This window comes from Roseibium aquae (genome assembly GCF_008711285.1).
Taxonomy (GTDB): Bacteria; Pseudomonadota; Alphaproteobacteria; order Rhizobiales; family Stappiaceae; genus Roseibium; species Roseibium aquae.
The window spans coordinates 15,972-41,716 of sequence record NZ_VXDC01000021.1 but is presented as its reverse complement, the minus strand read 5'-3'; the positions used below and the strand labels follow the sequence as shown (position 1 = coordinate 41,716).

Annotated in this window: 16 protein-coding genes; 4 read left to right on the top strand and 12 right to left on the bottom strand. The window is 63.1% G+C overall.

Features of this window, described 5'->3' with window-relative positions; translation table 11 throughout:
* Window positions 1-568: 568 nt before the first annotated feature.
* The 7 genes from F0184_RS19785 to F0184_RS19755 all read right to left on the bottom strand — a co-directional run bounded on the left by F0184_RS19785 (window position 569) and on the right by F0184_RS19755 (window position 11,049).
* Window positions 569-1,762 carry an ABC transporter permease gene (locus tag F0184_RS19785; RefSeq protein WP_150497880.1) on the bottom strand — a complete coding sequence of 398 codons (1,194 nt, stop codon included), beginning with the start codon at window positions 1,760-1,762 and terminating at the stop codon, window positions 569-571.
* Window positions 1,759-2,784: an ABC transporter permease gene (locus F0184_RS19780; protein WP_150497879.1), complete on the bottom strand. Its 1,026-nt coding sequence runs from the start codon at window positions 2,782-2,784 to the stop codon at window positions 1,759-1,761. The genes F0184_RS19785 and F0184_RS19780 overlap by 4 nt, the downstream gene beginning before the upstream one ends.
* Before the next feature lie 201 nt (window positions 2,785-2,985).
* A complete protein-coding gene (locus F0184_RS19775) occupies window positions 2,986-4,878 on the bottom strand; it encodes an ABC transporter substrate-binding protein (RefSeq protein WP_150497878.1) in 1,893 nt (630 codons plus the stop codon).
* Complete coding sequence (locus F0184_RS19770) at window positions 4,875-6,761, bottom strand: ABC transporter ATP-binding protein (protein ID WP_150497877.1); 1,887 nt, start codon at window positions 6,759-6,761, stop codon at window positions 4,875-4,877. The genes F0184_RS19775 and F0184_RS19770 overlap by 4 nt, the downstream gene beginning before the upstream one ends.
* Window positions 6,762-6,915: 154 nt before the next feature.
* Window positions 6,916-7,680 (bottom strand): substrate-binding periplasmic protein, encoded by a 765-nt coding sequence (locus F0184_RS19765; protein WP_150497876.1) that lies wholly within the window; start codon window positions 7,678-7,680, stop codon window positions 6,916-6,918.
* Between the two features lie 82 nt (window positions 7,681-7,762).
* Window positions 7,763-9,598 carry an adenylate/guanylate cyclase domain-containing protein gene (locus tag F0184_RS19760; RefSeq protein WP_150497875.1) on the bottom strand — a complete coding sequence of 612 codons (1,836 nt, stop codon included), beginning with the start codon at window positions 9,596-9,598 and terminating at the stop codon, window positions 7,763-7,765.
* Between the two features lie 254 nt (window positions 9,599-9,852).
* Window positions 9,853-11,049, bottom strand: a complete 1,197-nt coding sequence (locus F0184_RS19755; RefSeq protein WP_150497874.1) for a CaiB/BaiF CoA transferase family protein — start codon at window positions 11,047-11,049, stop codon at window positions 9,853-9,855.
* 234 nt (window positions 11,050-11,283) lie between these two features.
* Between F0184_RS19755 and F0184_RS19750 the strand changes: the two genes are divergently transcribed.
* From F0184_RS19750 to F0184_RS19740, 3 genes are all read left to right on the top strand, one after another.
* Window positions 11,284-12,120 (top strand): alpha/beta hydrolase, encoded by an 837-nt coding sequence (locus tag F0184_RS19750; protein ID WP_172972173.1) that lies wholly within the window; start codon window positions 11,284-11,286, stop codon window positions 12,118-12,120.
* Between the two features lie 70 nt (window positions 12,121-12,190).
* Window positions 12,191-14,833 (top strand): aminopeptidase N, encoded by a 2,643-nt coding sequence (gene pepN / locus F0184_RS19745; protein WP_150497872.1) that lies wholly within the window; start codon window positions 12,191-12,193, stop codon window positions 14,831-14,833.
* Between the two features lie 165 nt (window positions 14,834-14,998).
* Window positions 14,999-17,371, top strand: a complete 2,373-nt coding sequence (locus F0184_RS19740) for a sensor histidine kinase (RefSeq protein ID WP_150497871.1) — start codon at window positions 14,999-15,001, stop codon at window positions 17,369-17,371.
* Window positions 17,372-17,754: 383 nt separating this feature from the next.
* Here the strand turns inward: F0184_RS19740 and F0184_RS19735 are convergent, their stop codons facing one another.
* The 5 genes from F0184_RS19735 to F0184_RS19715 form a co-directional block, all read right to left on the bottom strand.
* Complete coding sequence (locus F0184_RS19735; protein ID WP_150497870.1) at window positions 17,755-20,760, bottom strand: bifunctional [glutamine synthetase] adenylyltransferase/[glutamine synthetase]-adenylyl-L-tyrosine phosphorylase; 3,006 nt, start codon at window positions 20,758-20,760, stop codon at window positions 17,755-17,757.
* A complete protein-coding gene (locus F0184_RS19730) occupies window positions 20,717-22,171 on the bottom strand; it encodes a sensor histidine kinase (protein ID WP_150497869.1) in 1,455 nt (484 codons plus the stop codon). The genes F0184_RS19735 and F0184_RS19730 overlap by 44 nt, the downstream gene beginning before the upstream one ends.
* Window positions 22,155-22,841 carry a response regulator transcription factor gene (locus tag F0184_RS19725; protein ID WP_150497868.1) on the bottom strand — a complete coding sequence of 229 codons (687 nt, stop codon included), beginning with the start codon at window positions 22,839-22,841 and terminating at the stop codon, window positions 22,155-22,157. The genes F0184_RS19730 and F0184_RS19725 overlap by 17 nt, the downstream gene beginning before the upstream one ends.
* Before the next feature lie 143 nt (window positions 22,842-22,984).
* Window positions 22,985-24,517: a Do family serine endopeptidase gene (locus F0184_RS19720; protein ID WP_150497867.1), complete on the bottom strand. Its 1,533-nt coding sequence runs from the start codon at window positions 24,515-24,517 to the stop codon at window positions 22,985-22,987.
* 131 nt (window positions 24,518-24,648) lie between these two features.
* The gene (locus tag F0184_RS19715) at window positions 24,649-25,311 is read right to left on the bottom strand and encodes a glutathione S-transferase (protein ID WP_208998579.1); all 663 of its coding nucleotides are present in this window, start codon (window positions 25,309-25,311) and stop codon (window positions 24,649-24,651) included.
* Window positions 25,312-25,518: 207 nt separating this feature from the next.
* Here F0184_RS19715 and F0184_RS19710 point away from each other — a divergent pair, with 207 nt between their 5' ends.
* Complete coding sequence (locus F0184_RS19710; RefSeq protein WP_150497866.1) at window positions 25,519-25,725, top strand: hypothetical protein; 207 nt, start codon at window positions 25,519-25,521, stop codon at window positions 25,723-25,725.
* Window positions 25,726-25,745: the final 20 nt, after the last annotated feature.

Sequence of the window (25,745 nt, the reverse complement as noted above, 5' to 3'; positions counted from 1 at the left end):
GGCACATCGCGGCCGGTAAATGGTCAGCGCAAAAATACATCAACATGGCGCCGCTCTACCAAGAGCAGAACCAAGCACACGGAGCCGTCGCCTGAAAACGAAAGTGCGAAAGATATTTGACACTACCCTTGGGTCACAAGGGGTTGCGCGAAACCCTCTTGCAAGCGGTGGAGCGCGCACTCAACAGCCGCCCGACCGGCTTCGGCGAACAGATAGACGGTGCTGCGGTATTTCCCGCCCATCTTATAAGCAGGTGTGCTGGCAAGAGTTCGAAGTTAGATTTCGATAAGGACATCGAGGGGGATCTCGATGGCATTTAACTGGACGATGCCCCCCTCGGACCAATTATCGCCGGGCGGATCGGATCGCACCAACCCCCTGGCTCACCAAACAAACGCCGCTCAGTGCGTGGGAGACGGCTTCCGTGCACCAGTGACAGCCCCCTGCGCGATCCTTTGGACACTGTTTTCTACCATGCCCGGATCATGGCGCCGTTTGCCCATTACCTTGGTAATCCTTGATAGCCCCGCCTTATCCCGGCAAAACAGGATCCGGATATCTGATTAACTCACTTGTACGGGTCGGCCGCGTCCCGCAGGCCATCGCCGAGGAAGTTGAAGGCCAGGACCACGATGATAATCGGGATGACGGGTGCCATCAGCCATGGATAGACCGTCACGACAGAAATGTTCTGCGCCTCGTTGAGCAACACACCCCAGGAAACGGCGGGCCGCCGCAGGCCGAGATTGAGGAAGGACAGCGCCGTTTCGCCGAGGATCATGCTCGGGATCGACAGGCTCGCGGACGCGATGACATGGCTCGAAAACCCCGGTAGCAGATGCCGGGTGATCACCCGCTTGGGCTTTGCGCCCATCAAGACCGCCGCCTGCGCATATTCCTCCTCGCGCAGGGACAGAAGTTTCGAACGCACCGCCCGCGCCAGCCCCGGCCAGTCCAGAAGACCGAGAATGATGGTCAGGCCGAAATAGATCCAGACCGGGTTCCAGGTCACCGGCAAGGCGGCGGAAAGCGCCATCCAGAGCGGAAGCTCCGGCAGCGAGCGCATGATCTCGATGATCCGCTGGATCACGTTGTCCGCGATCCCCCCGAAATATCCGGCGATGCCGCCGAAAAAGAGCCCCAGAACGATGGATATCGCCACTCCGACCAATCCGACCGTGAGCGAGATCCGGGCGCCGTAGATCAGCCCGGAGAGCATGTCGCGGCCGAGCCGGTCCGTGCCCAGAAGGAACAAGGTTCCCCCTTCCGCCGGGCAGAACAGATGGAAATCCGCGTCGAGCAGTCCCCAGAACTTATAGGGATCACCGGAACAGAAGAAGCGGACCGGCTGAACGTCCGTGCGGTCCTCGGAAAAGACCCATTTCAGGTTGGTCATGTCCAGTTCGGACTTCATGCCGTAAACGAACGGCCCGACGAACCGGCCTTCGTGGAACAGATGAAGCGGTTGGGGCGGGGCGTAGAGGTGATTGCTGTCGCGGGTGTTGGCCGTATAGGGCGCGATCACCTCCGCGAACGGCACACACAGATAGAACAGGATGAGCACCACGCCCGACCAGACGGCCAGTTTGTGCCGCTTGAACTTCCACCACATGATCTGCCATTGCGAGGCCTGATAGAAGCGCTCCTGCTCCGGCGTCAGTTCCTCAACGGAGCCCGGATCGAAGGGCTGGGGATCGACATAGTGCTCCACCTCCCGCTTGCCTGCGGGGGCATGGGTCAAATCCGAACGCTCGCCGGTCATCGGGTGGCCCTCCCGCCAAGACGGATACGCGGGTCAAGGACGGCCAGCAGCAGGTCGGAAACCAGCATGCCGATCAGCGTCAGGACCGCGACGAACAAAAGGATGAAACCCGCCAGGAACTGGTCCTGGCTCTGCAGGGACGACAGCAGCACGGGCCCCACGGTCGGCAGGTTCAGGACGACCGACACGATCACCGAGCCGGAGACAAGCGACGGGATCAGGTTGCCGATGTCCGCGATGAAGGGGTTCAGCGCCATCCGCAGCGGATACTTGTACAGGAGCCGGCCCTCGGTAAGCCCCTTGGCCCGGCCCGTGGTGACATATTGCTTGTGCAATTCGTCCAGCAGGTTGGCTCGCAACCGGCGGATCATCGCGGCTGTTCCGGCCGTGCCGATGACGATGGTCGGGACGATGAGATGCGCAAGCACCGACAGCGCCTTGTCGACACTCCAGGGCTGATCGATGTATTCAGGGGCCATCAAGCCGCCCACCGACAGCCCGAACCACCGGTTGAACAGATACAGCAGGATCAGACCCAGAAGGAAATTGGGTGTGGCCAGCCCGATATAGCCGAGAAAGGTGAAGCCATAGTCGCCCCACGAATACTGGCGGGTCGCCGAATACATGCCGATGGGGAACGACACGATATAGACGAACAGGATCGTGGCGAAATTCAACACGATGGTCAGCGGCAGGGTCGGTCCGACCACCTCCGAGACCGGACGGTCGAACTCGAACGACCAGCCCCAGTTGCCCTGGATCAGGCCATCAAATCCGTTCGGCCCGGGCCAGCACCCCAGCCAGATCAGGTAACGCTCGAAAAACGGCCGGTCCAGCGCGAACTCCGCGCGCAGGAATTCCAGCTTGGCGATGGACGCCGTTTCGCCGGACGCGCGCAAGGCCGCGATCTGGTTCGTGATGTAGTCTCCCGCCGGCAGCTCGATGATGAAGAAGATCAAGAAGCTGATCGCCAGCATGGTCGGGATCATCAGCAGGATACGGCGGATGATGTAAGACAGCACCTATAGCTCCCCCAGGTACGTGTGCATGAAACCCCTGACCGAGTCGTCGGCCTTCCCGGCATAACGGGTTTCGTATTTCCAAAGTGTGACAGCCTCGACCTGGCATCGCTCCTGCACCACCCGGTCGCCCTTCCCGGCAACTCCCTGGTGCCCGGCCATCACGGCGGCCCGGCCTGCGCCAAACCGCCGTGATGGCCAATGTCATTTGCCCTTCAAGAAGAACTCATCCATCCGGTGCACGCCGAAATGCGCTCCGGGATCCCAGCCGTAGAAAGCCTCGGACGGCACGTTGCCGACGCCATGAACCACGACCGGCTGGCGCACCGCCGATACCAAGCCGATATGGATCGTCTCCTGTGCGTGGATCTCGAGAATCTCGGTCCAGATTTCCGAGCGTTCCGCGGCCGTCCGGGAAGACAACCACTGATTATACAGCTCGGTCAGCCGCGCGGCCGGTTCCCAATCCGGCTTTTCGCCGCGCGCGCCGCTGGTCTCGAAATAGTTGCCCCACTCGTGCCAGTTGAGCCGGTCGCTCCACACCGGGACATAATCGTCGGGCGGCATTTCGGAGGTGGGGATCCCGTTTTCAAACCCGCTCCAAACGGCCATCACCAGATCGCCGGTGATCGCCCGCTCGCGCAGGATGTCGCGCTGGCTGGGCTTGGCGAACAGTTTGACGCCGATTTCCCGCCAGGTTTCCCCGATCAGTTCCAGCGCATCGATCTCCGTGTCACTCTCGCCCGCGGTCTCGACAATAATCTCCAGCGGACGCCCGTCCGGCAACAGACGGATGCCGTCGCCGCGGCGCTCGACCAGGCCGATCTCATCCAGAAGCGCATTGGCCTTGTCCGGATCGTATTGGGCATTCTGAGTGACATAGTGGGGCTCGAACAGCGGGCTTGCCTGCAACACCGTGTCGTTGCCTGCCCGGCCGAGACCGAAGAACAGCACCTTGTTGATCAACTCCCGGTCGATGCCCAGCGACAGGGCCTGGCGGAACCGCCGGTCCCGGTTGAGTTCCCGCCACACCGGATCCTTGACCGTCAGGTTGGGCAGAAGCGAGATTTCCGAGCCCTTGGTGTTGAGCCACAGATTGGTCGAGTAACCTTGCTGCGGCTCGCCCTGCTTCAGAACGGTGATGTCGGCGAAGCTCAGGTTGCGTGCTTGCAGATTGGTCTCACCTGCCTGGGTCTTGGCCGGGATCAGCTTGCCATCGGCGACCGTCATGATGACTTCATCGATATAGGGAAGCTGCTGCCCCGTGCTGTCGACCCGATGATAATAGGGGTTGCGCACCAGCTTGAACCGGCGGTCACTGTCGTCGTTCAGGCGGATCCATGGCTGCAGGCTGGGCATGTCAATGTTACGCGCATTGTACATGTCGTCCTTCTTGTTGTGCAGCGAGGCCCAGCCCCTGGCCTTCACATCACCGGCCTGCTCCTCGATGAAAGCCGTCTCGCCGTATTTCTCGTGGAACTGGCGCAGGTAATGCGCCGGCCGGTAGATGAACGGCGGGCGGGCTTTCCCAAGTTCTGGCAAAAAGAGCGGATTTGGCTTGTCCCACGAATAGCGGACCGTGGTTTCGTCAAGAACCTCGAATTTGGGCGGCTGGCCGTCGACCAGCAGGAACTTCGGAATTCCGGACGGCATCAGTTCTTCGTTGGACGCGATATCTTCGAAGAAATAGCGGAAATCCTCGGCGGTGAACGGATGTCCGTCAGACCATTTGTGGCCTTCGCGAAGCTCGAAGGTAAAGATGCGGCCATCCTCGACCTCAACGGACTTCAGGATGTCGGGAACCAGATCAAGATCCTCGGTGTAACCGACCAGGCGGGCATAGCCCCACACATTGATCAGCCGCACATCTCTCGACCGGCCGATCAAGGTGTTCAACGCGCCGCCTTGCGTCCCGGTCACCCGGCCCTTTTCCGCCAGATCGACCACGAGCGGTTCGCTCGGCACCCGCTCCGCGACCGGTGGCAGGGAGGGATCGATCCCGCTTGTCTCCTTCAATTCCAGAGCCGTTACCGGCCATGCGAACAACGTCAGCGCCGCCGTGCATAGGGCCGGACGCATCCATTTGAACGGTTTCATGCTGCAGTCCCTTCTTGTGCGTGCCGCCCGTAAAGGCCCGGCGCACAGACAAAGTGATCCGGTTTCATTTCGATGAGGTGCGGTACCGTGCCGTCGCCCAAACGGAACGGCTCCGGCCAGTCCCCGGGCTCGGAAGCCCGTCCGGCGTCGAGCGCCGCGAAATCCAGTTTCTCGTTGAGGTCCGGCTCCGGCACCGCCGACAACAGCGCCCTCGTGTAGGGATGAAGCGGGTTGGAGACCACCTCGCGCGTTTCGCCGACCTCGACGACGCGGCCCCGGCACATGACAACGATCCGGTCGGCGATGTAGTCGACGACGGCAAGGTTGTGGCTCACGAACAGGTAGGTCAGGCCGAGGTCGCGCTTCAGGTCCTGAAGGAGGTTGAGGATCTGGGCCTGAACCGACACATCCAGCGCCGAGGTCGGCTCGTCGCACAAGATGAATTCCGGATTGAGCGCCAGAGCCCGCGCGATCCCGATCCGCTGCCGCTGCCCGCCGGAAAACGAATGCGGATAGCGCCGCAAATAGCGCGCATCGAGCCCGACCAGGCTCATCAGGCTGCGCGCCCGCTCCGCCCGTTCTTCCGCCGTGCCGATGCCATGGATCTCCAGCGGCTCGGTCAGGATGTCGTTCACCGTCATGCGCGGATTGAGAGAGGAGAACGGGTCCTGGAAGATGAGCTGGACCCGGCGCCGGTAGTCCATCAAGGCGTCCCCTCTCAGATGAGATACATCCGACAGGCCCTCGCCCTTGTTGTAGAGGATTTCCCCTTCATTGATGTCTAGCGCCCGAAGGATCGTCTTGGCCACCGTGGTCTTTCCGGACCCCGATTCCCCGACAACCCCAAGACATTCCCCCCGCCGGATGGTCAGGTTGACCTGATCGAGCGCCGTCATGGTCGCGGTGCGCGCACCCAGCAGGCCGCCCTTGCGCAAGGTGAAACGCTTGGTGACGTCCTTGACCTGAACGAGCGGTTCTCCGGGCGCAACCCGGCAATCGGGACGGCTTTTCTTCAGATCCTCGGCCTTTACCGTGATCGGCCGGATCGGCACGAGACGTTCGGACCGGTCCATGTCGAAGCTCGGCACCGCATTCAACAGCGCTTTGAGGTAGTCATGCTGCGGGTTGGAGAAAAGCTGTTCCGCCGTCCCCCGTTCCATGATCCGGCCGTGATAGATCACCACCACCTCGTCGGCCATGTTCGCAACCACCCCGAAATCGTGGGTGATCATCAAAACGGACATGCGCAACTCGGACTGCACGTCCTTGATGAGTTTGAGGATTTCCGCCTGGATCGTGACATCGAGCGCGGTCGTGGGCTCATCGGCGATGAGCAGCGCCGGATGACAGATCATGGCCATCGCGATCATGGCCCGCTGCCGCAAGCCGCCGGACAATTCGAACGGGTAGGCATCGAGCCCGCGCTGCGGATCCGGGAAGCGAACCAGCCGCAGCATCTCGCGGGTGAGTTCGCGGGCTTCCGCGCGCCCGACCCCGCGGTGAAGCTCGGCAGCCTCACCGATCTGGTCGCCGATCGTATGCAGCGGCGACAGCGATGTCATCGGCTCCTGGAAGATGATCGCCACCCGGTTGCCGCGCAGGTGGCGCATCTTCGCCCCCTTGCGGTCCAAGGTCGCGATATCGACAGGTTCGATTTCACCCGAGGGATCGGACAGGACCACCTTTCCCGAACTGATTTCGGCAACCGGCGGCAAAAGGCCCATGATCGTCTGGGAAATGACGGTTTTCCCGGACCCCGATTCGCCGACCAAAGCGACCGTGCGGTTTTCGGGAACCGCGAAAGACACACGGTCCACCGCCCGGGACCGTCCCTCCGCGGTGTGAAAGTCGACCGAAAGCTCCTCAACGGAGAGAACGTTCAAGATGGCATCCTTCCTGCGCACGACTGTCGATACTTAATCCCGTAATCGCACGAGAAGACAAACATATTTATACATCGAACCGCAATGCGCAGGGTGGATAGCAAGAGATAAACAGGTTCAGCTCCAACCAGGGGGCGCGCCACCGGCGACGATCCTAGCGATAGCGGGCGTGGATCTTGTCGTAAGTGCCATCGGCCCGGACCTCCACCAGTCCCGCGTTGAATTCCCGTAGCAGCGCCAGACTGTGTTTGTGGGCTTTGGAAAAGCACAAGTGGTAGGTGTACCGCTGCAATTCGATATAGGTAAACTCGTGGCGATAATCGTTTCGCAAGGCGATGAATTGCATGGTTTCGAGCCCGGAATACAGGTAGTCAACCCGGTTGCGCATGATCATGCGCAACCCGTTCAATTCACCGGGCACAATGACAACCCGCGCACCGACTGTTTCGAGTTCCTGCTGCGCCGAATAGCCAGCGACCACCGCCACCAGTTTTCCGCTGAGATCCGACAGGCTCCGAATATCACCGACAGGGTGTTCCCTGCGGGTCACCACGCCGTAGCGGTCGTGGCTGAGCGGATCGGAGAAATGAAACACCGCCCTTCTTTCGGGTGTTTCCGCACAACTCAGCAAGCCCGGAGCCATCCCTTTTTCCACGTCGGACAAGGCGCGTTTCCATGGAACGTAGAGAATGCCGGCCTCTATTCCCCGGCGTTCAAAGGCCGCGACCACGACCTCGTGATCGAACCCGTGCAGCCCGCCGATCGGGTCGGCCATCTCGAAGGGCGGATAGTCGACGGCAAGAATTGTGACCGCCTGCGGAGGGTCATCGGCAGCGCGGGGACCTGGCCACGAAAACAGGACCACAGCCAAGACCACAACGGCCGCCAACCCGCCTTGAAAGTGGCTGCGAACTATCATCGAAGCACCGCCTCCCGGGAGCTGTGGTTCGGCCGGATCACACCGTAAGAGCGCAAACCTAACAAATGCTTATTTCCCGTATCTACTCGGCGGCGGGCTCCCGGGCGAGGTGCAGTGCTTCTTGTGCCGGACACGGGTCGATGCGCCAGACTTCCATGTTTCCGGCCCGGCCCCGCAGTTCCACGGCCCCCACGGGATGGGCGCCGGCCTCGCCTGGCAGCCGGGCGACCGTTTGAGCACTCGCGAGAATCAGAATTTCCGCATCGGCCTCCACCTCGCGGCCGAGCGACTGAAGACGGTCGGCGGCATTCACCGTGTCGCCCACCACGGTGTAGTTCCAGCGGTCAAGGGCCCCGACATTCCCCACGACCGCGCTGCCGGTATGAATCCCGATGCGCATGTGCATGACAGGCTCTCCCGTCCTTGCAGCCTGCGCGTTCCGCTGCCTGAGGCCCTCGGCGATCTTGCGCGCCGCGCGTATCGCGGCCGCCGCATGATCGGGCTGGGCATCCGGCGCACCCCAAAAGGCGAGCATTCCATCGCCAATGAACTTGTCGACCGTCCCGCCCTCCTCTTCCACGGCACGGACCAGGATGGCGAAATGATCGTTCAGTTCGCGCGCGGTCTCCGGGGCGCTCATGTTCTGTGACAGAGCCGTGAAACCGACAATATCGGTAAACAGGACGGTCAGTTCCGCTTCGCGCGCTTCGGCGGCCTTGCTGCCGCCCAGCCGCATCAGCTTGATGAACAGCGAGTGCGGCACATAGATGTTCATGGCCTTCAGACCTTCGACCATCGCGTTGAAAGCGAGAGCCACCTGATCCAGTTCGGCGACCCGGCTGCGCGGCAAAGGCTCGACCTCGTCCAGGGACAAGGTCCCCACGCGCGCCGACTGTTTGGCGAGGTCCCGCAAGGGACGGGCCACCCGCCGGCCAATCCAGACCGCCGCAAGAACCGCGACTACCAACGCCATAAACCCGACAAAAGCCGAACCCGCCAGACGCCGCACCTCCCTCGAGAAGGTGACGCTGCGGATGTACTGCCCGAGAATCCAGGGCTCGGCGCTGTATCCAGGGATCACCACCTGCATCATCAGAAATTCATCGTCAGCCGCTTCGATCATGGAAAGCTTGACACCAAGATCCGCCGCCTTGTGGAACTCGGACAACGGCTCACCTTCGTAGATCGCATTCAGCACCGGATCTCCGTAGGCCAGCCTGTCACTGGGCAGCGCAGCCAGCGGGCGCCCGCCCGTTTGAAGCCAGGTGGCATCGGAATGCATGATAACCTGATCGCCGTCCGCGAGAATGAAGGTGGTCATATCCGGGCCTTCATCCAGATTTGAAATCGAAAGCGCGACCTCTTCAAGCGCGACGGCGGCTGTCAGGGTGGCGTAGAGCTGTCCCTCGCGCACGAGCGGGACAGAAACATTGGCGAACAAACCGAATTCATTGCGCAGCAGCTTCCCCCACGTCGCGCCGCTCTCCGGGGTCAATTCGGGCAGGGAACTGGGATCTGCGCCATCCGGCGCATTGTCCGTGAACGGAAACAGGTTGCCCTCCGGATCGCGGTAAACGCCCAATTGACGTCCAAGCGGATCGGTGGCCACGAGGACGGTCAGCACGCTGTTGGACGCCATCGCATAGGTCATGTTCGACAAGGTGTCGCCGCCGCTGCCAAAGCCCAGATCGCCCGTGTCGAAATACGGCTTCAGATTGATCACCGACTCCTCGACCCCGTCGAAATAGGTCCGAATCTGGGTCTCCATCGACCGGGCGGTTAGGATGGCCTTGTCGTTGAGAAGAGAGAACGTGTTGCGAAAGTTCGCCATCACGGACAGCCCGAGCACCAAGGCCAGCGCGCAGGCCACAAAGGCCCCGAATCCCAACCCGATCAACCGGGTGAAAGGCAGGTTCATGCGATGTTCGGATCGATTGAACAGCAAGGCTGGTGGCTCTCTGGTACGGGGCGGCCGCGCACGACACGCGTGCCGCGGGCGCCATGCGGATCACGGGCGTCTGGGACCGCGGCTCATGCCGGGATTCCGAGGCCAAATTATGCCCGTATTGACCGCCACCTGCAAATTCACCGGTTTTGCGCATGCCCAGTGCCCAGTGCCGGGTTGCCCGCGCCAGGGGCGGCGGCACGCGGGCACGGCGGCATGGTGGCCGTTCAGTCCGCCCCCCCGTTCTCCGCCGGCGGGATGGCGGCCAATTCGGCCAGGATTTCTTCGGTATGCTCGCCAAGACGCGGGGCGGCGGATGTCAGTTTGAGCTCGCTGCTTGAAAATCGGATCGGCGTGCGGATGGAGGCAACACCGCCGCTGGCGGCACCGGTCGCCGGCAGGTCCACCTTGAGGTTCCGGTGCAAGACCTGCGGATCATGGAACACGTCCGCGACGCTGTTGATCGGACCGGCCGGAACACCCTGCGCCTCCAGAAGTTCAAGAAGGGCCGACCGGTCAAATCTCAAAAGCTCCTCGGACAGGATCGCCACCAGCTTGTCCCGGTTCGCCACCCGCGCCTTGTTGGTCGCATAGTCCGGAAGTCCGGGAAGGTCCGGCCGCCCCAGAACGCCGCACAGTCTGGCGAACTGACCGTCATTTCCAACCGCGATGATCAAGTGTCCGTCGCGGACCGCGAAGACCTGGTAAGGCACAATGTTAGGATGGGCGTTGCCCAGGCGGCGCGGCGATGTTCCGCTGACGAAGTAGTTCAGGGCCTGATTGGCCAGAACGCCGACCTGCGCATCCAGAAGCGCCATGTCGACCTGCTCTCCCTCCCCGGTGCAATCCCGGCGCCGCAGCGCCGCAAGGATGCCGATCACGCCGTAAAGGCCGGTGAAAATATCGGCGAAGGCCACGCCGATCTTCTGGGGCTCGCCATTCGGGTCGCCCGTCAGGTCCATGATGCCGCCCATGCCCTGAATCATGAAATCATATCCGGCCCGGTGGGCATAAGGCCCGTCCTGGCCGAAGCCGGTGACCGAGCAATAGATCAGCCGCGGGTTGACCTGTTTGAGACTGTCGTAATCGAGCCCATATTTCGCCAATCCGCCGACCTTGAAGTTCTCCACCAGAATGTCGGCCTGCGCGACCAGCTTGCGGGCTGTTTCCTGCCCCTCGGGCGTGCGGAAATCCACAGTGATCGACCGTTTCCCCCGGTTGCACGAGTGGAAATAGGCCGCGTCGAGATCGCTGCCGTCTTCCGCCTGGACGAACGGGGGCCCCCAGCCGCGCGTGTCGTCGCCGACGGGGCTTTCGACCTTGATGACATCGGCGCCGAGATCCGAAAGCGTCTGGCCGATCCACGGACCCGCCAGGATACGGGCAAATTCGACAACCTTGACGCCTTCAAGCGGTGTGGACATTGGCAGGGCTCCTTGCTGGCGGCCTGTCCCTCGCTTGGGCAGGCTGTGATGAGGAAGGCAGGCACACCGGACCGGTTCGCCGGGTCTCGGCCGGGTCCAGGTGGCGATCGGCCCTGCATAGACCGGGCCAGCGAGAAGGTCAAAACCGGTCTTGCCCCTCCCGCCGAAGCTTTTGCAACCGGGCCAAAGGGGCTTTATGGTGCGCCCCGGAACGGCAGTCGCAGGGACTTGGGCATGAGCATCGATCAGCATCGGGAAGCCGACTATGACAACCGCGCCGCAGTGCCGGACTATGCGGATATATTCCTTCGCTGGCAGGCTGCGGCGGCGGACTACCGCGCACGGAAAACCGCGCTTGGTGAAACCCGCCTCGACGTCGCTTATGGCCCGGATCCCCGCCACACCTACGACATCTTTCACGCTCCTCCGGACGGCACCCCCCGGCCCAGGACGGCCCTGTTCATTCACGGCGGCTACTGGCGCGCCCTCGACAAGAGCTACTTTTCCCACATGGCAGCGGGTCTGAACGCCCATGGCTATGACGTTGCGTTGATGAACTACCGGCTGTGCCCCGGCGTTGAGATCCCGGACATCATGGCAGATGCGCGGGCCGCAGCCGAACATTTGGCCCGGGCCTTTGACCGTCCGCTGCTGCCCTTTGGCCACTCCGCCGGCGGGCATCTTGTCAGCCACCTGCTGACCACCGACTGGAGCGCACTCGATTTGCCAGCGGATCTCACAGCGGCGGGCATGGTTGTCTCGGGGCTTTATGATTTGCGGCCGCTTGCTGAAATCAGCGTGAATGCCGATCTCAAGCTCACATCCGCGACCGTCTTGACAGCCTCCCCCCTGCTCGGCCCCGTGCCCCGGTTGAACGATCTGGCCGTTGTTGTCGGCGGCGCCGAGCTGCCTCCGTTCCTCGAGCAAAACCAGAGGCTGAGCAGCCTTTGGGGCGCGGCCGCGCAGACTTCCACCCTGCACATCGTCGATGGCGCCAACCACTTCACGATCCTTGACCCGTTCGAAGATCCGGGCAGCCGGCTGACCGCCCGGCTTGCCGAAATGGGTTAGCGCCCCTTAATCCATAGGCACGACCAGCGTTTCCCCGGCCGCGTCCTTGCGGCCCTGCAAGGAGTTTTTCATGCGTCCAGATGCGGCCCCCGCAATCCGTCTCGAAGACTATACTCCCTCGCCCTACCGGATCGACCGCGTCCATCTGACCGTGAAGCTCGCCCCCACAGCGACGAGCGTGGAAGCCAAATTGTGGGTCCGGGCCGCGGACCATACCACTGCCGGAACGCCACTGGTCCTGGATGGCGACGCACTGACCCTCACCGGGCTGGAGTTGAACGGACTGCCGCTGCTTCAAAACGCCTTCATGGCCACGCCCGCGCGCCTGGACATCAAGGACCCGCCCTCCGGACCCTTCACGCTCAAGATCACGACCCAGCTTGACCCTGAGAACAACACGGCCCTGATGGGGCTTTACCGGTCCTCGGGCACCTATTGCACCCAATGCGAAGCGGAGGGCTTCCGGCGCATCACCTATTTCCTCGACCGGCCGGATGTGCTTTCCGTCTACACCACCCGGATCGAGGCCCGCGCCAGCGAAGCGCCGGTCCTGCTGTCCAATGGCAATCTGCTGGATCACGGCAAGATCGCCGGAACGGACCGGCATTTCGCCGTCTGGCACGACCCGCATCCGAAGCCCTCCTACTTGTTCGCCCTTGTCGCGGGGGACCTCGCCAGGGTGACGGACAGTTTCACAACCATGTCGGGTCGTCCGGTCGCACTCAACATCTATGTGGAACACGGGCGCGAGGGGCTATGCGACTGGGCCATGGATTCCCTGAAACGATCCATGCGCTGGGACGAGACGGTGTTTGGCCGGGAATATGACCTCGAGGTCTTCAACATCGTCGCCGTGTCGGATTTCAACATGGGTGCGATGGAGAACAAGGGACTGAACATCTTCAACGACAAGTATATCCTTGCCGATCCGGAGACCGCGACCGACCAGGATTACGCCAATATTGAAGCGGTGATCGCCCATGAGTACTTCCACAACTGGACCGGCAACCGGATCACGTGCCGGGACTGGTTTCAGCTGTGCCTCAAGGAAGGCCTGACCGTCTTCCGGGATCAGGAGTTCTCTGGCGACATGCGGTCGCGCGCGGTCAAACGGATTTCGGATGTCCGGCTTTTGAAGACCCACCAGTTTCCCGAGGACGCGGGGCCCCTCGCGCATCCTGTCCGGCCTCGAAAATACAAGGAAATCAATAATTTTTACACCGCCACGGTCTATGAGAAAGGGGCTGAGATCGTGCGTATGCTGAAGACCTGGCTAGGCGACGGGGCGTTTCGAGACGGCATGAACCTTTATTTCAGGCGGCACGACGGCGAGGCGACGACGATTGAGGCGTTCATCGCGTGCTTTCAGGAGGCTTCCGGCAAGGACCTGACCCAGTTCTTCCGGTGGTACGAACAGGCCGGCACCCCTAAGGTCACGGTCCGGTCCGCCTACGACCGGAAGGCAATGACGCTGACATTGCACCTGAACCAGACGATCCCGCCCCTGCCGGGCCAACCTTCGGCGCAGCCGGCGGTCATTCCCCTGCGCTTTGCGCTTCTGGATGAGAGGGGGCAGGAGGTCATCCCCGCCCGGATCGATGGCGCGGAGGTTCGCGGTGATGTCCTGACACTTGACCGCGCCCGGCAAACCGTCACTTTCCACGGCATCGACCGCCCGGTTCTGCCGTCGCTCGGACGCGGGTTCTCAGCGCCCGTTCAGCTCGAACTCGATCAGAACACACAGGACTTCCTGTTTCTGGCAAGCCACGACGCCGACCCATTCAACCGCTGGCAGTCCCTTCAGACCCTGTCGACGCGGGAACTCATCCGTCTGACCGGACATATCCGCGCCGGGGAACCGGCGGAACCGGACCGGGACCTGGTGCAGGCCTTCGGCGGCGTGCTGGGTGATGATGCGCTTGAACCGGCGTTTCGCGCGCTTGCGCTGACCCTGCCGACCGAGTTGGATATCGCGCGCGAACTCGGGCAATCGGTCGATCCCGATGCCATCCACGCCGCGCAACGGTTGCTTTTGAAGGCAATCGCCACAGCGCATTCCACCGCGTTTGAGACGGCGGCGGCGAGCCCTGTCCCGGGTCCCTATTCCCCCGACGCCAAGGCCGCCGGCCAACGGGCCCTGGTCAACAAGGCATTGGGGTACCTGGCCTTGACCGGAGGAGAGGAGACAGCGCGCCTAATTGCCCGGCGGTTCGAACAGGCTGACAACATGACCGACCGCATCGCCGCGCTCACGCTGCTGGTCCATCACGATCTGGCAGATGCCCCCAAGGCGCTGGACGCATTCCGCAAGAGGCATGCAGGCTCCCCGCTCGCGATGGACAAATGGTTCCAGGTGCAAGCAACCGCCCCGTCCGGCGCAACCTTGGCCCGTCTCAGGGCCCTGACGCGGGATCCGCTCTACGATGCGTCGAACCCGAACCGGATCCGCGCGCTGGTGCAATCCTTCGCCATGGGCAATCCGACACAATTTGCCCGCAAAGACGGGGCTGGATTCGCATTTGTCGCCGACAGCGCGCTTGCGATCGATGGCCGCAACCCGCAGGTCGCCTCCATGCTCCTGACCAGCTTCCGCTCCTGGAGATCGCTCGAAACCGCCCGGGCAAAAGCCGCCGAATCCATCTTGAAACGCGTGTTCGAAACGGGAAATCTGTCCCGCGACAGCGCGGATATTGTCGAGCGTTGCCTGCAATAGCGGGTACTACTTGCAAGTGTTAACGGGACAGTGCCCTCTTGCTGTGCGCGTTAACCATTTTTTTCCTGCGAACGACTGGACAAAAGCAGGCGCCTCGATTCAAATGAAAGTGATTCGGGGCGCGCGGCGCGCCTTCGGAACCACCAGAAACTTCGGGATTATCCGATGGCGCGGGCGTTTGCCGGCCGTGCGTCACTGCGACGTGCTGGCCGCTCTACACACAACGACGGGCGCGGCTTCTCGCTGCCGGTCACGCTGCGCGAGAACGCGGCGGCCGCCTTCCGGCGGGTCTCGCGGTCCGAAACGGTCCTGCGCCACCTCGTGCCGGCCATGTGCCTCATTTTCATCGCTGTTCTGGCCACCATTCGCAGCGTCGAACTGCATAGCGCCTATGAGGCCACGGAAGAGGAAAGCCGGGTGGATTTGGCGCTGATTGCCACCACCATCGCCACCCAGCTCAACGCCGGCGAGCCGGGCTTGCCCGACCAGGGCCATGAAACCGTGGTGCAGCGCATTCTGGCCGAAAGCATGCCCCCCAGGGCAACGGGCAACGGCAGAACCCTGCTTGTCAGCGATCCCGATGGCTTCATCATTGCCAGCGCGCCGCTTCAAACATCCTTGAACGGCTTGCCGCTCAGCGATGTGTTCGGCGCCACCCAGCCCCTGCTTGTTTTTGGCGCCAGGGCCGGCGTCATGCCCGTCAAAGCGGATCTGAATGGCAGCGATACGCCCGAAGCGGCATTTGCGACCGTGCACCACCTCGACGGCCGGCTCGGCATGATCGCCGTCCTCCAGCCGAAAACCGCGATATTTGAGGACTGGCGCAGCGACCTGTCGGTCAATGTGACCCTGTTCGTCGGGACCGCCTCCATCCTGCTGATGCTGGTCTATGCCTTTTACACCCAGGCGAACCGGGTCGAGCAGGCGGACGAGACCTATGCCGCCAGCCGCGGCCGGATCGACACCGCCCTGACACTGGGCCGCTGCGGCCTGTTCGATTGGGACCTGGCGCGCGGCCGGTTTTTCTGGTCGTCCTCGCTCTACGAGATGCTCGGGCGCACGCCCAAGGACGATGTCCTGAGCTTTTCCGAAATATCGGCGATGACCCACCCGGACGATGTGGATCTCCTTGCACTTGCCGAGGACCTGCTGGAAGCCGGTGGCGGGATCGTGGACCAGATGTTCCGCATGCGCCATGCCGATGGCCACTGGGTTTGGCTGCGCACGCGCGGGGAAATCCAGACCGAGCCCGGAAGGGGGGAACCTCACCTGATCGGTATCTGCATCGATGTTACCGAGCAGCACCGGCTCGCGGAAATGAGCCGCACCGCCGATCTGCGCCTGCGCGATGCCATTGAAACGATCTCCGAAGCGTTCGTTCTGTGGAATGCCAACAATGAACTGGTGATCTGCAATTCCAATTATCAGCGGCTTCATGGCCTGCCGGCCCATGCAGTGAAACCCGGAACGCCCTACAAGGCCGTCATGGCAGCGGCGGAGAACACCCAGGTCTCGCCGCAGCCGGTCAAGATCAGCCAGCGCACCGACGCGCCCGAAGGCAGCTATGAAGCCCAGCTCGACGATGGCCGCTGGCTGCAGATTTCCGAGCGCCGCACCAAGGATGGCGGGTTCGTGTCCGTCGGCACCGACATCACCGCCCTCAAGCGCCATGAGGAAAACCTCATGGACAGCGAAAAGCGCCTGATGGCGACCGTCGCCGATCTCACCGCCTCCCGCAGGACGCTGGAACTGCAGGCAAAGCAGCTGGAGGAGCTGGCCGACAAATACTCCGAGGAAAAGACCCGGGCGGAGAACGCCAACAAGGCCAAATCCGAGTTCCTCGCCAACATTTCCCACGAGCTGCGCACGCCGCTGAACGCCATCATCGGCTTTTCCGACATCATGACCAAGGAAATGTTCGGCCCCCTGGGCACGGAACGCTACGCCGACTACAGCAAGGACATCCACAATTCCGGCACCTATTTGCTCAACGTGATCAACGACATTCTCGACATGTCGAAGATCGAGGCCGGCCGGATGGCGATCGAAACGGAAATCCTGTCGGCGGATGAAGCCGCCCGCGATGCCGCCCGCATCATGTCGGCCGCCGCGCGGGAAAAGGACATCCGGGTGGATTGCGAGGTCGAGGACGGTCTGGCCGTGCGGGCCGACAAGCGGGCCTTGAAGCAGATTCTGCTGAACCTCCTTGCCAACGCCGTGAAATTTACGCCGGACAGCGGATCGGTCCGCCTGAAGGCGCAGGCGAGCGACAACCGCATCCGCTTCGACATTTCGGACACCGGCATCGGCATCTCGGCCAAGGATATCAAGCGTCTTGCCCAGCCCTTCGTGCAGGTGGAAAACCAGTTCACCAAGACACACCAGGGTTCCGGTCTCGGCCTTGCCATCGCCCGCTCCCTGGTCGAGCTGCATGGCGGCAAGCTGGACATTACCTCCACACTCGGCGAAGGCACCAAGGTCAGTTTCACCTTGCCGACCGCAGGCGAGGACGCCGAACTTCAGCCGGATCTGCTTTAATCGCACGCCCCTCACGTGCCGCCCCGGAAGACGGACAGCACCGGGCTTGCAACGTGTCCGCCGCCAATGGCGCCCGCACCTCATGTGCCGCCATCCTTCGAGACGGGCCTGCCGGCCCTCCTCAGGATGAGGTTTGGAGCGGAGCGCGATCCTTCGAGACGGGCCTGCCGGCCCTTCTCAGGATGAGGGCAAGCGAGGCTGGTCAACACTTTCACGATGAGCACCATGCAAGGCCGGACAAAACCTTTCAGGATGAGGGGGTGCACGGCGAGCCTCCCCAAGGCGCACGACCCAGCCTCATCCTGAGGAGCGGCACCGCCGCGTCGCGAAGGATGGCAATCCGTGGGAAACGGGCCAGACAGGGCCGCCGCCAACTTGCGCGCCTACTTTCCCTCCACCGCCTCCACAGGCCCGACGAGGCGGATGAAACAATCGCGGACAGCCGCCTGGGTTTCCACCAGCTCCAGTTCCAGATGTTGGAGGTTCGGCGCGCCCGCCGCCCGGATCAGAAGATCGAGAACCCCGCCCGGCGCTTCGGCGGGCACGAACCGGCCGGACAGGACCATCCGCAGCACCTGCGTGAGACGGTGGTAAAGGCGCAGCGCATTCAACAGGCTGTCGGCATCCGCAGGCGCCAGGACGCTGGCATCGCGCAGTTTCGTTAGCGCCCCTTCGGTGCTCTGCTCAAGCAGCCCGGGCTGGTCCGCGCAATGGGCCAGTTGCAGGAACTGGGCGATGAACTCGATATCGACAAGTCCGCCCGCGACTTGTTTGAGATCCCAAATGTCCTTGCTGCCCTTTTCCTTTTCGATCCGCGCCCGCATCGAGCGCACGCTGTCGGCGAGGGCAGGCCTTTCACGGGGCTGCGCCAGCGTTTCGCACAAGACCGACCGGATCCGCGCCTCGAACCGGGGCGAAGACGCGGCGATCACACGGGCCCGGGTGAGCGCCATGTGTTCCCACGTCCAGGCCTCGGATTTCTGATAGGCGATGAACCCATCCAGATTGGTGGCAAGCGGCCCGGCATTGCCCGAAGGGCGCAAACGGAAATCCACCTCGTAGAGGCTTCCTTCCGCGGTGGGTGCAGACAGCGCGGTGACCAACCGCTGTGTGAGGCGCGTGTAGTATTGGGTGATGGCAAGCGGGCGCTTGCTGTCGGATTGCTTGACGCCATCGGGCGGGTGGTACAGCAGGATCAGGTCGAGATCGGAGGAGGCGGTCATTTCCCGCCCGCCGAGCTTGCCCATCGCCAGCACCGCATACTCCCCCCCGGGGACAAATCCATGGGAATCGCCGACATGATCGACGACCCGGTGCAAGATCCGGTCGACCACCACTTCGGCCAGCCGGGCGAGCGCGAACCCCACCTTGTCGGCGGTCAGCGTGTCCGAAATCAGACGCAACCCGATCAGGAACTGCTGCTCCTGGGCGAAAATCCGGGCACGGTCCAACGCCTCTTCGTAAAACCGGGCCTGGGCCAGCGTGCGGTCGAGACCGGACCGGAACTCGTCCACGCTGGGCATGGCGCCGAAGAACGCAGGATCGAGCACACTGTCCAGCACATGCACCCGGCGCGAGACGGTCTCCGCAAGGCGGGGAGCCGCGCCCATGGCGGTCGCCAGCAAATGCAACAGATGCGGATTGGAGCGCAGGAGCGCGAAGAGCTGAACGCCGGCCGGAAGCTTGGCCAGAAACCCGTCGAACGCGCGCAAGGCCGCGTCCGCGTTGTCTGTCGCCGCCAGGGCTCCGATGAGGGCGGGATGCAGTTCGGTCAGCCGTTCGCGGGCCTTGGTCGAGCGCATGGCCGGATAGCGGCCGAAATGCCAGGCCTTGATGATGTTCGCCGCCTCCGCCGGGTGTTTGAACCCGAGCCGGGACAGCGTTTCCAGCGTGTCCGGATCGTGGTCGTCACCGGTAAAGACCAGATTGCCGATTTCGGAGGACAGAGCCGGTTCGTCCTCGAAAAGCTCGGCATAGTGCCCCTGGACCCGTTTCAAATGGCCGACAAAGGCGGTTTCGAAGCTGGACAGATCGGAAAAGCCCATGAGGTTGGCGACCCGTGTCAACCCCTCCGCGTCCTTTGGCAGGAGCTGGGTTTGCTCGTCGTTGAGCATCTGGATGCGGTGTTCCACGGCACGGAGGAAGGTGTAGGCCGCCCGCAGGTCATCCCGCGCATCCTGCTTGATCCAGCCGGCCTCCAAAAGCCCGTCCAGCATGTCCAGCGTGCGCCGTCCCCTCAGCGCAGGATTGCGGCCTCCCGCGATGAGCTGCTGCGTCTGGACGAAGAACTCTACTTCCCGGATTCCGCCCCGCCCGAGCTTGACGTTGTGACCGGCCACGGCAATCGCGCCGTGGCCCTTGTGCATATGGATCTGGCGCTTGATCGCCTGGACATCGGCAATGGCGGCGAAGTCCAGATACTTGCGCCAGATAAAGGGGACGATCTCGCGCAGAAAGGCCTCGCCCGCCGGAATGTCACCGGCGCACGGGCGCGCCTTGATCAGCGCCGCCCGTTCCCAGTTCTGACCCAGCGATTCATAGTAGGAGAGCGCGGCTGGCACCGACATCGCCAGCGGCGTGGCGCCAGGGTCGGGGCGCAAGCGCAGGTCGGTCCGGAAGATATAGCCGTCGGCGGTCCGGTCCTGCATAATCTTGACCAGCCGCCGGGTGAGGCGGACGAATTCGACCGGCGCTTCGGCGGATCCGGCCATCGGCGCCGTTTGCGGGTCGTACAGGACGATCAGATCGATATCGGAAGAATAATTGAGTTCATTGGCCCCGTGCTTGCCCATGGCCAGAACAATGAGACCCGAGCCGATCTCGGGCCGGTCGGGATCGGCCGGCTTGAATTTGTTCTTGTTCGCGAGATCGGTGAGGCAAAAGCGGATCGCCGCCGTCAGCGCCGCATCGGCAAAGCGGGCAAGCGCCCCGGTCACCACGTCAAGATCCACCGCGCCGGCGATGTCGGACAGTCCGAGGGTCAGAGCCAGATCCTGCTTGAGCTTGCGCAAGGCGGCCATCAGCTCGGCTTCCGTGCCGGCCTGGGTGTCGCGCGCCGCTTCGATCAACCGTGTCAAACGGGCTTCTGGCGCTTCGGTCAAAACGCCCGCCAACCGGTCGGCGTCCGCCATCATCAGGTCCCGCAAATAAGCCGAATTCGCCAGAACCGCGCCCACGAATGCTTCGCATCCGGGATCACGCGAGAAGACATCGCTGAGGGCTTCCCGCCCGGATGACGACGGCCGGTCGCACAGGTCCTTCAAGAAAAGGTTGCTGCGCTCCGGTTCGGGATTGACGGGCAGTGTCTTTATCCGGGCGTTCAAGGCCTCCTTTTCGTCACCCGGCCTACCGGTCTCTCCTGCCAGCTCCGTTGCGGCCGTCTCGCTCATCCCTCGCCCTGTCCTCTTCCAGATTCTCAAGGGCCAGATCGAAACTCACCGTCAGGCCCGGAGCGGCATCTTGCAACTCCACCTCCCCGCCATGCAAGCGCGCAACGGCCCGCACAAGGCTCAATCCCAAACCGTGTCCCGGTTCGCTGCGGCTTTCGTCCAGACGCACGAACCGGTCGGTGACAGAGCCGCGCATGTCGGCGGGGATTCCAGGTCCGTTGTCCGACACGCTGATCCAGGCGCGTCCTGCCCGCCGTTGCGCGGACACCTCGATCTTCAGGGGCGTTCCGGCCCGGCCGGCATATTTCAAGGCGTTCTCGATCAGGTTGACCAGAACCTGCGTGATCAGGCCAGCGTTGCACCGGGCGGCCAGGCCGGGCTCGACCCGGATCTCCAACGCCCCGCCACAATCCTCGGCGAGCGGCGCATACAGATCGGCCAGTTCCTCGATCAACGGCTTGAGATCGACCGGTTCCATCGCGTCGCCCGACGCCATCGCCTCGATCCGGGCGATGTGCAGGAGGCTGTTGAAGATGCGGATGAGATTGTCGGACTCGTCCAGCGTCGCCTCCAAGGCCTCGCGGTATTCGGCATCCGTCTTTGCGTCCCGCAGGGCGGTCTCGACCCGGGTGCGCAGCCGGGTCAGCGGCGTTTTCAGGTCATGGGCGATGTTGTCGGTGACATCCTTCATGCCCTGCATCAGCACCTCGATACGTTCCAGCATCCGGTTGAGGTTGCCTGCCAGGCGGTCGAATTCGTCATCCGTGCCCGCCATCGGCAGGCGGCCGGACAAGTCCCCTTGCATGATTGTCCGGCTGGTGTCGGCGATGTCATCGATGCGGCGCATCACGCGCCGGTTGACGAACACCCAGGTGACAAGGGCCATGATCACGACGACGCCGATCCACAGGATGCGCGCTTCGGACAGGATGTTGACGAGGATCCGGGTTTCCCCAAGGTCGCGGCCGACCAGAAGCCGGTAGCCTCCACGCAGGTCAAAGATCCGGACCAGAGCCTCGCGCTGCTCCTCGGCCCCATCGGCGGTCAGCCGCAGGTAATGGACGCGCTGGAAGCCGCCCTCCTGTTCATCCAGAAAGATCCGCGGCATCTGGCGGATGTTGCCCGCGATCAGATTGCCCGCGAAATCGGTCAGAAGATAGAGGCTGGCATCGGGCCGCCGGGCCCGGCTGTCGATGCTGGCCACAAGCGCCCGGACCCCGCCGCGGGCGTATTCCTCCGGAAGGCCCGTGATTTCGGCGTTCAAGGTCTGGGTGACCTGTGCCAGCATCAGCCGGTTGGTGTTCTGGGAAATGTAGACCAGCAGGAACCCGGTCAAACCCGTGAAGACCGCGAAATACAGGATCGACAGCTTGAAGGCGGTGGTCCGCGCAAGTCTAGCCAGCCGGTTCACGGATCGTGTACCCCGCACCACGGATCGTATGCAGCAGCGCCTTGTCGAAACCCTTGTCGATCTTGCCCCTCAGCCGCGAGATATGCACATCGATGACATTTGTCTGCGGATCGAAGTGGTATTCCCAGACATGCTCGAGCAGCATGGTGCGCGTGACCACCTGCCCGGCATTTTGCATGAGATATTCCAGCAGGCGGAATTCGCGCGGCTGCAGCGGGATTTCCTTGCCATCCCGGGAACACGAATGGGCCAGCCGGTCGAGCACCAGATCGCCCACCCGGTAGGTTGTCTCAACGTCGCCTCCGGCCTTGGGCCGGCGGGCCAGCGCCTCGATCCGGGCCAGCAGTTCGGTAAAGGCATAAGGCTTGGGCAGATAGTCGTCCCCCCCGGCCTTCAAGCCTTTCACCCGGTCATCCACCTGGCCGAGAGCCGACAGGATCAAGACGGGTGTGTAGTTGCCGGATGACCGCAAGGCCTCGATCACCGACAACCCGTCGCGCTTGGGCAGCATCCTGTCCACGATCAGGGCATCGTAACGGCCCGACTGGGCCTGTTCGAGACCGGTCTCGCCATCCGCGGCCCGGTCTGCCGAGTGTCCGGCTTCGTTCAGTCCTTTCGCCATGTAGGCGGCGGCTTCAAGGTCGTCTTCGATGATCAGGATCTTCAACATGGCGGCGGGTCTTTTGGTGTTTGAAGTGCGCCCGGAAAATGTACTGGCGGCGACCGTTGTACCGGTCACCGCCAGCAGCCGCAACAAGGACAGGCGTGCGGGGGGCTTGTCGGGACCCGTCCCTGCTGGCAGTGGGGTTTGCGTCAGGCCGCGTTCGTCGGCAGGGCCACGAACCGAACGTTTTCGTTGCTTTCGATCCGGAACAACACCGCCTTGCGGCCCTCTTCCTCCGCCTTGGCGATGGCCGCCAGCACATCCTGCGGCGTGCGAACCTGCGTCCCGGCGACCTCGACGATCCGGTCACCCCGGCGAAGGCGCTTCTCGGCAGCCGGGCTGCCGGGATCGACATCGGCGATGACCACACCCGCGCCTTCGAGCCCGGCCTGTTCGGCGGTAGTCAGCCGCAGGCCAAGGTCTTCAAGGCTGGTATCGGCCGCCGGAGCCCGGCTGACCGCAACCTCGCCGGCGCTGTCTTCCAGCCGTCCGAGCCGGACTTCCACGTCGCGCTCCCGCCCGTCACGCCAGACGGTGATGTCGACCCGTGTGTCGGGTTCGAAAGCGGCGATCACCCGGGACAGTTCGCGCGGGGATTCGATTTCCCGGCCATCGACTTCCAGAACAATGTCGCCCGCGCGCAAGCCCGCCGCCTCGGCCGGGCTGCCTTCCTGCGGAACGGCGATGATGGCACCCCGGGCTTCGCTGAGCCCGACGCTTTCGGCGATGTCGTCGGTCACGCCCTGGATCTGCACGCCCAGCCAACCGCGCGTGACGGTTCCACCGTCCTTCAGGTCCATGATCACATCGGTCGCCGTCGAGGCGGGAATCGCAAAGGCAATGCCCACGTTTCCACCGGAGGGTGAGAAGATTGCGGCATTCACACCGATCACCTCGCCGTTCATGTTGAAGGCGGGGCCACCGGAATTGCCGCGGTTGACCGGTGCATCGATCTGGATGAAGTCATCATAGGGACCCGCGCCGATATCGCGGCCACGGGCCGAGACGATCCCGGCCGTCACCGAACCGCCCAGGCCGAACGGGTTGCCGATCGCGACCACCCATTCGCCCACCATCGGCGCATCGTCGGCGAAGCGGACATAGGTGAAGTCCTCCGCCTGCGGCTGAACCTTCAAGAGCGCCAGATCGGTGCGCGGATCGGCGCCGATCAGCTCGGCGTTGAGCTCTTCGCCCTCCTGGGTGATGACGGTGAACTCCGTGCCCTTTTCGATCACGTGATGGTTGGTCACCACGTAGCCGTCGCCGGAAATGAAGAAACCGGACCCTTGTGACAGGCCGTATTGGCGCGGCGAGCGGCGATCACGTCCGTCCGGCTCTCCCCCGCCGAACTCGCGGAAAAACCGCTGGAAAGGATGGTCACGCGGCAGGTCGCCGAAAAAGTCTTCGAACCCTTCGCCGCGATAGTTCATCATGCGCGGCTCGACGGTCTGCTTGACACGTACGCTCACAACCGCGGGCTGGACAGCCTGCACGACGTCGGAGAAATCGGCCGGCGCAGCGCGGTCGACCCGGACCGGGGCGGCCTGCGCGAGTTGGGAAGGGACGACAGTCTGGGCGGTCATAACACCCGCAAGGCCAAGCGCCATGGCGCCGGCCAGCAGGCGGCCCCGCCGGGTTTTTAAAAAGGAGCGGGTCTGTGTTTGAAACGGACGGTCTTGCATCGATCGCTATCCTCTTGTGGCGATGTCGGGGCGAACCCGGCGGGAGGGCCGGGCCTCGCTTCACCATCCAAGATAGGAAGGGTCATCTTACCGCCGCCTGTCGGGCGGATTAAGGATTGGTAAGGTCGGCGTCAGAGGTCACCACCGAAAATGACGGGCGGATCTTCGGGCGACCATCGGCCCGATTTGCGCATGATCGCCTCGAACCGGGGCGATGTTTCGAAGGCCACGAGCCAGCGTTTCAAACTGTCCCAGTCCTCGCCGTCGAACCAGGCCCGGTCCGCATTGGCGAACTGGCGCACGAACGGCAGGATCGCGAAATCGGCAAGACTGGCGCGGGTGCCGAAGAGCCAATCGCGCCCGGCAAGCATTGCATCGAGCTTGCGCAGGATATCGGCAGCGGCGCTGCGCTCGCCGACGCGATCGGCATCCGGGTAACGGGTGTCGTATTTGTAGCGGTCCAGATGCCGCTTGAAAGGGCCGTCGATGTCCCCGATCAGCCGGATCATCGCGTCCCGGTCCCCGCCTTCCGGAGACAGCCACCGTTCCGGGTCGTCCCGTTCCAGCGCCCAGGTCATGATATCGAGGCTTTCGTCGAACACGGTGCCATCCACGTCGACAAGACAGGGAACCGTGGCCGATGGCGACACCTCCAGAAATTCGGGCGCCTTGTCCCGCAGAACGATCTCGCGCAACTCGACCCGCAGCCCGGCCGCACCGATGGCAAGCCGGGCGCGCATCGCATACGGACACCGTCGAAAACTGTAGAGGATCGGCAGGCTGGCGGTGGTCACGCGGCTTTTCCGCTCCCATCGGCGGGCAGAAATGGATATCGAGGCTTCCTAGGCCAGCGACCCGAGCGGCGCAAGACCCCCAAGCCGGCGCGAACCGGGCGCCGGCTTTTCACCCGCCGCACGTCGCTGAAATAGCCTCGACCGCATGGCGGTTCGTGGTTGGGTGCCTAAATGGATGGATGACAGAGAGATTGACAGGACGTGGACATGAACAACGACCGGCAAGAGATCATCAAGACGCTGTCGCAACGGGTCACCATCTTTGCCGTGTTTGCCAGTGCGACGGTGTTCCTCATCCCGAGCCTGCTGCCGGAGAGCATCGGGATCCCCTTCATGCTGGGCGGCATTCTCGTCTCCGTACCCGTGTTTTTCTATCTGTTGCTTCAACTCGTTCTCGCTTTTTTCCGGCGATAAACGGAAGAAGACCCGACATG

Excerpts from the sequence above, each read along its gene's own strand:
- F0184_RS19710 (WP_150497866.1), top strand. The coding sequence starts at position 25,519 with ATGAACAACGACCGGCAAGAGATCATCAAGACGCTGTCGCAACGGGTC.
- F0184_RS19775 (WP_150497878.1), bottom strand. The coding sequence starts at position 4,878 with ATGAAACCGTTCAAATGGATGCGTCCGGCCCTATGCACGGCGGCGCTG.
- F0184_RS19725 (WP_150497868.1), bottom strand. The coding sequence starts at position 22,841 with ATGTTGAAGATCCTGATCATCGAAGACGACCTTGAAGCCGCCGCCTAC.
- F0184_RS19755 (WP_150497874.1), bottom strand. The coding sequence starts at position 11,049 with ATGTCCACACCGCTTGAAGGCGTCAAGGTTGTCGAATTTGCCCGTATC.
- F0184_RS19785 (WP_150497880.1), bottom strand. The coding sequence starts at position 1,762 with ATGACCGGCGAGCGTTCGGATTTGACCCATGCCCCCGCAGGCAAGCGG.
- F0184_RS19750 (WP_172972173.1), top strand. The coding sequence starts at position 11,284 with ATGAGCATCGATCAGCATCGGGAAGCCGACTATGACAACCGCGCCGCA.
- F0184_RS19765 (WP_150497876.1), bottom strand. The coding sequence starts at position 7,680 with ATGATAGTTCGCAGCCACTTTCAAGGCGGGTTGGCGGCCGTTGTGGTC.
- F0184_RS19720 (WP_150497867.1), bottom strand. The coding sequence starts at position 24,517 with ATGCAAGACCGTCCGTTTCAAACACAGACCCGCTCCTTTTTAAAAACC.
- F0184_RS19760 (WP_150497875.1), bottom strand. The coding sequence starts at position 9,598 with ATGAACCTGCCTTTCACCCGGTTGATCGGGTTGGGATTCGGGGCCTTT.
- F0184_RS19740 (WP_150497871.1), top strand. The coding sequence starts at position 14,999 with ATGGCGCGGGCGTTTGCCGGCCGTGCGTCACTGCGACGTGCTGGCCGC.
- F0184_RS19735 (WP_150497870.1), bottom strand. The coding sequence starts at position 20,760 with ATGAGCGAGACGGCCGCAACGGAGCTGGCAGGAGAGACCGGTAGGCCG.
- pepN (WP_150497872.1), top strand. The coding sequence starts at position 12,191 with ATGCGTCCAGATGCGGCCCCCGCAATCCGTCTCGAAGACTATACTCCC.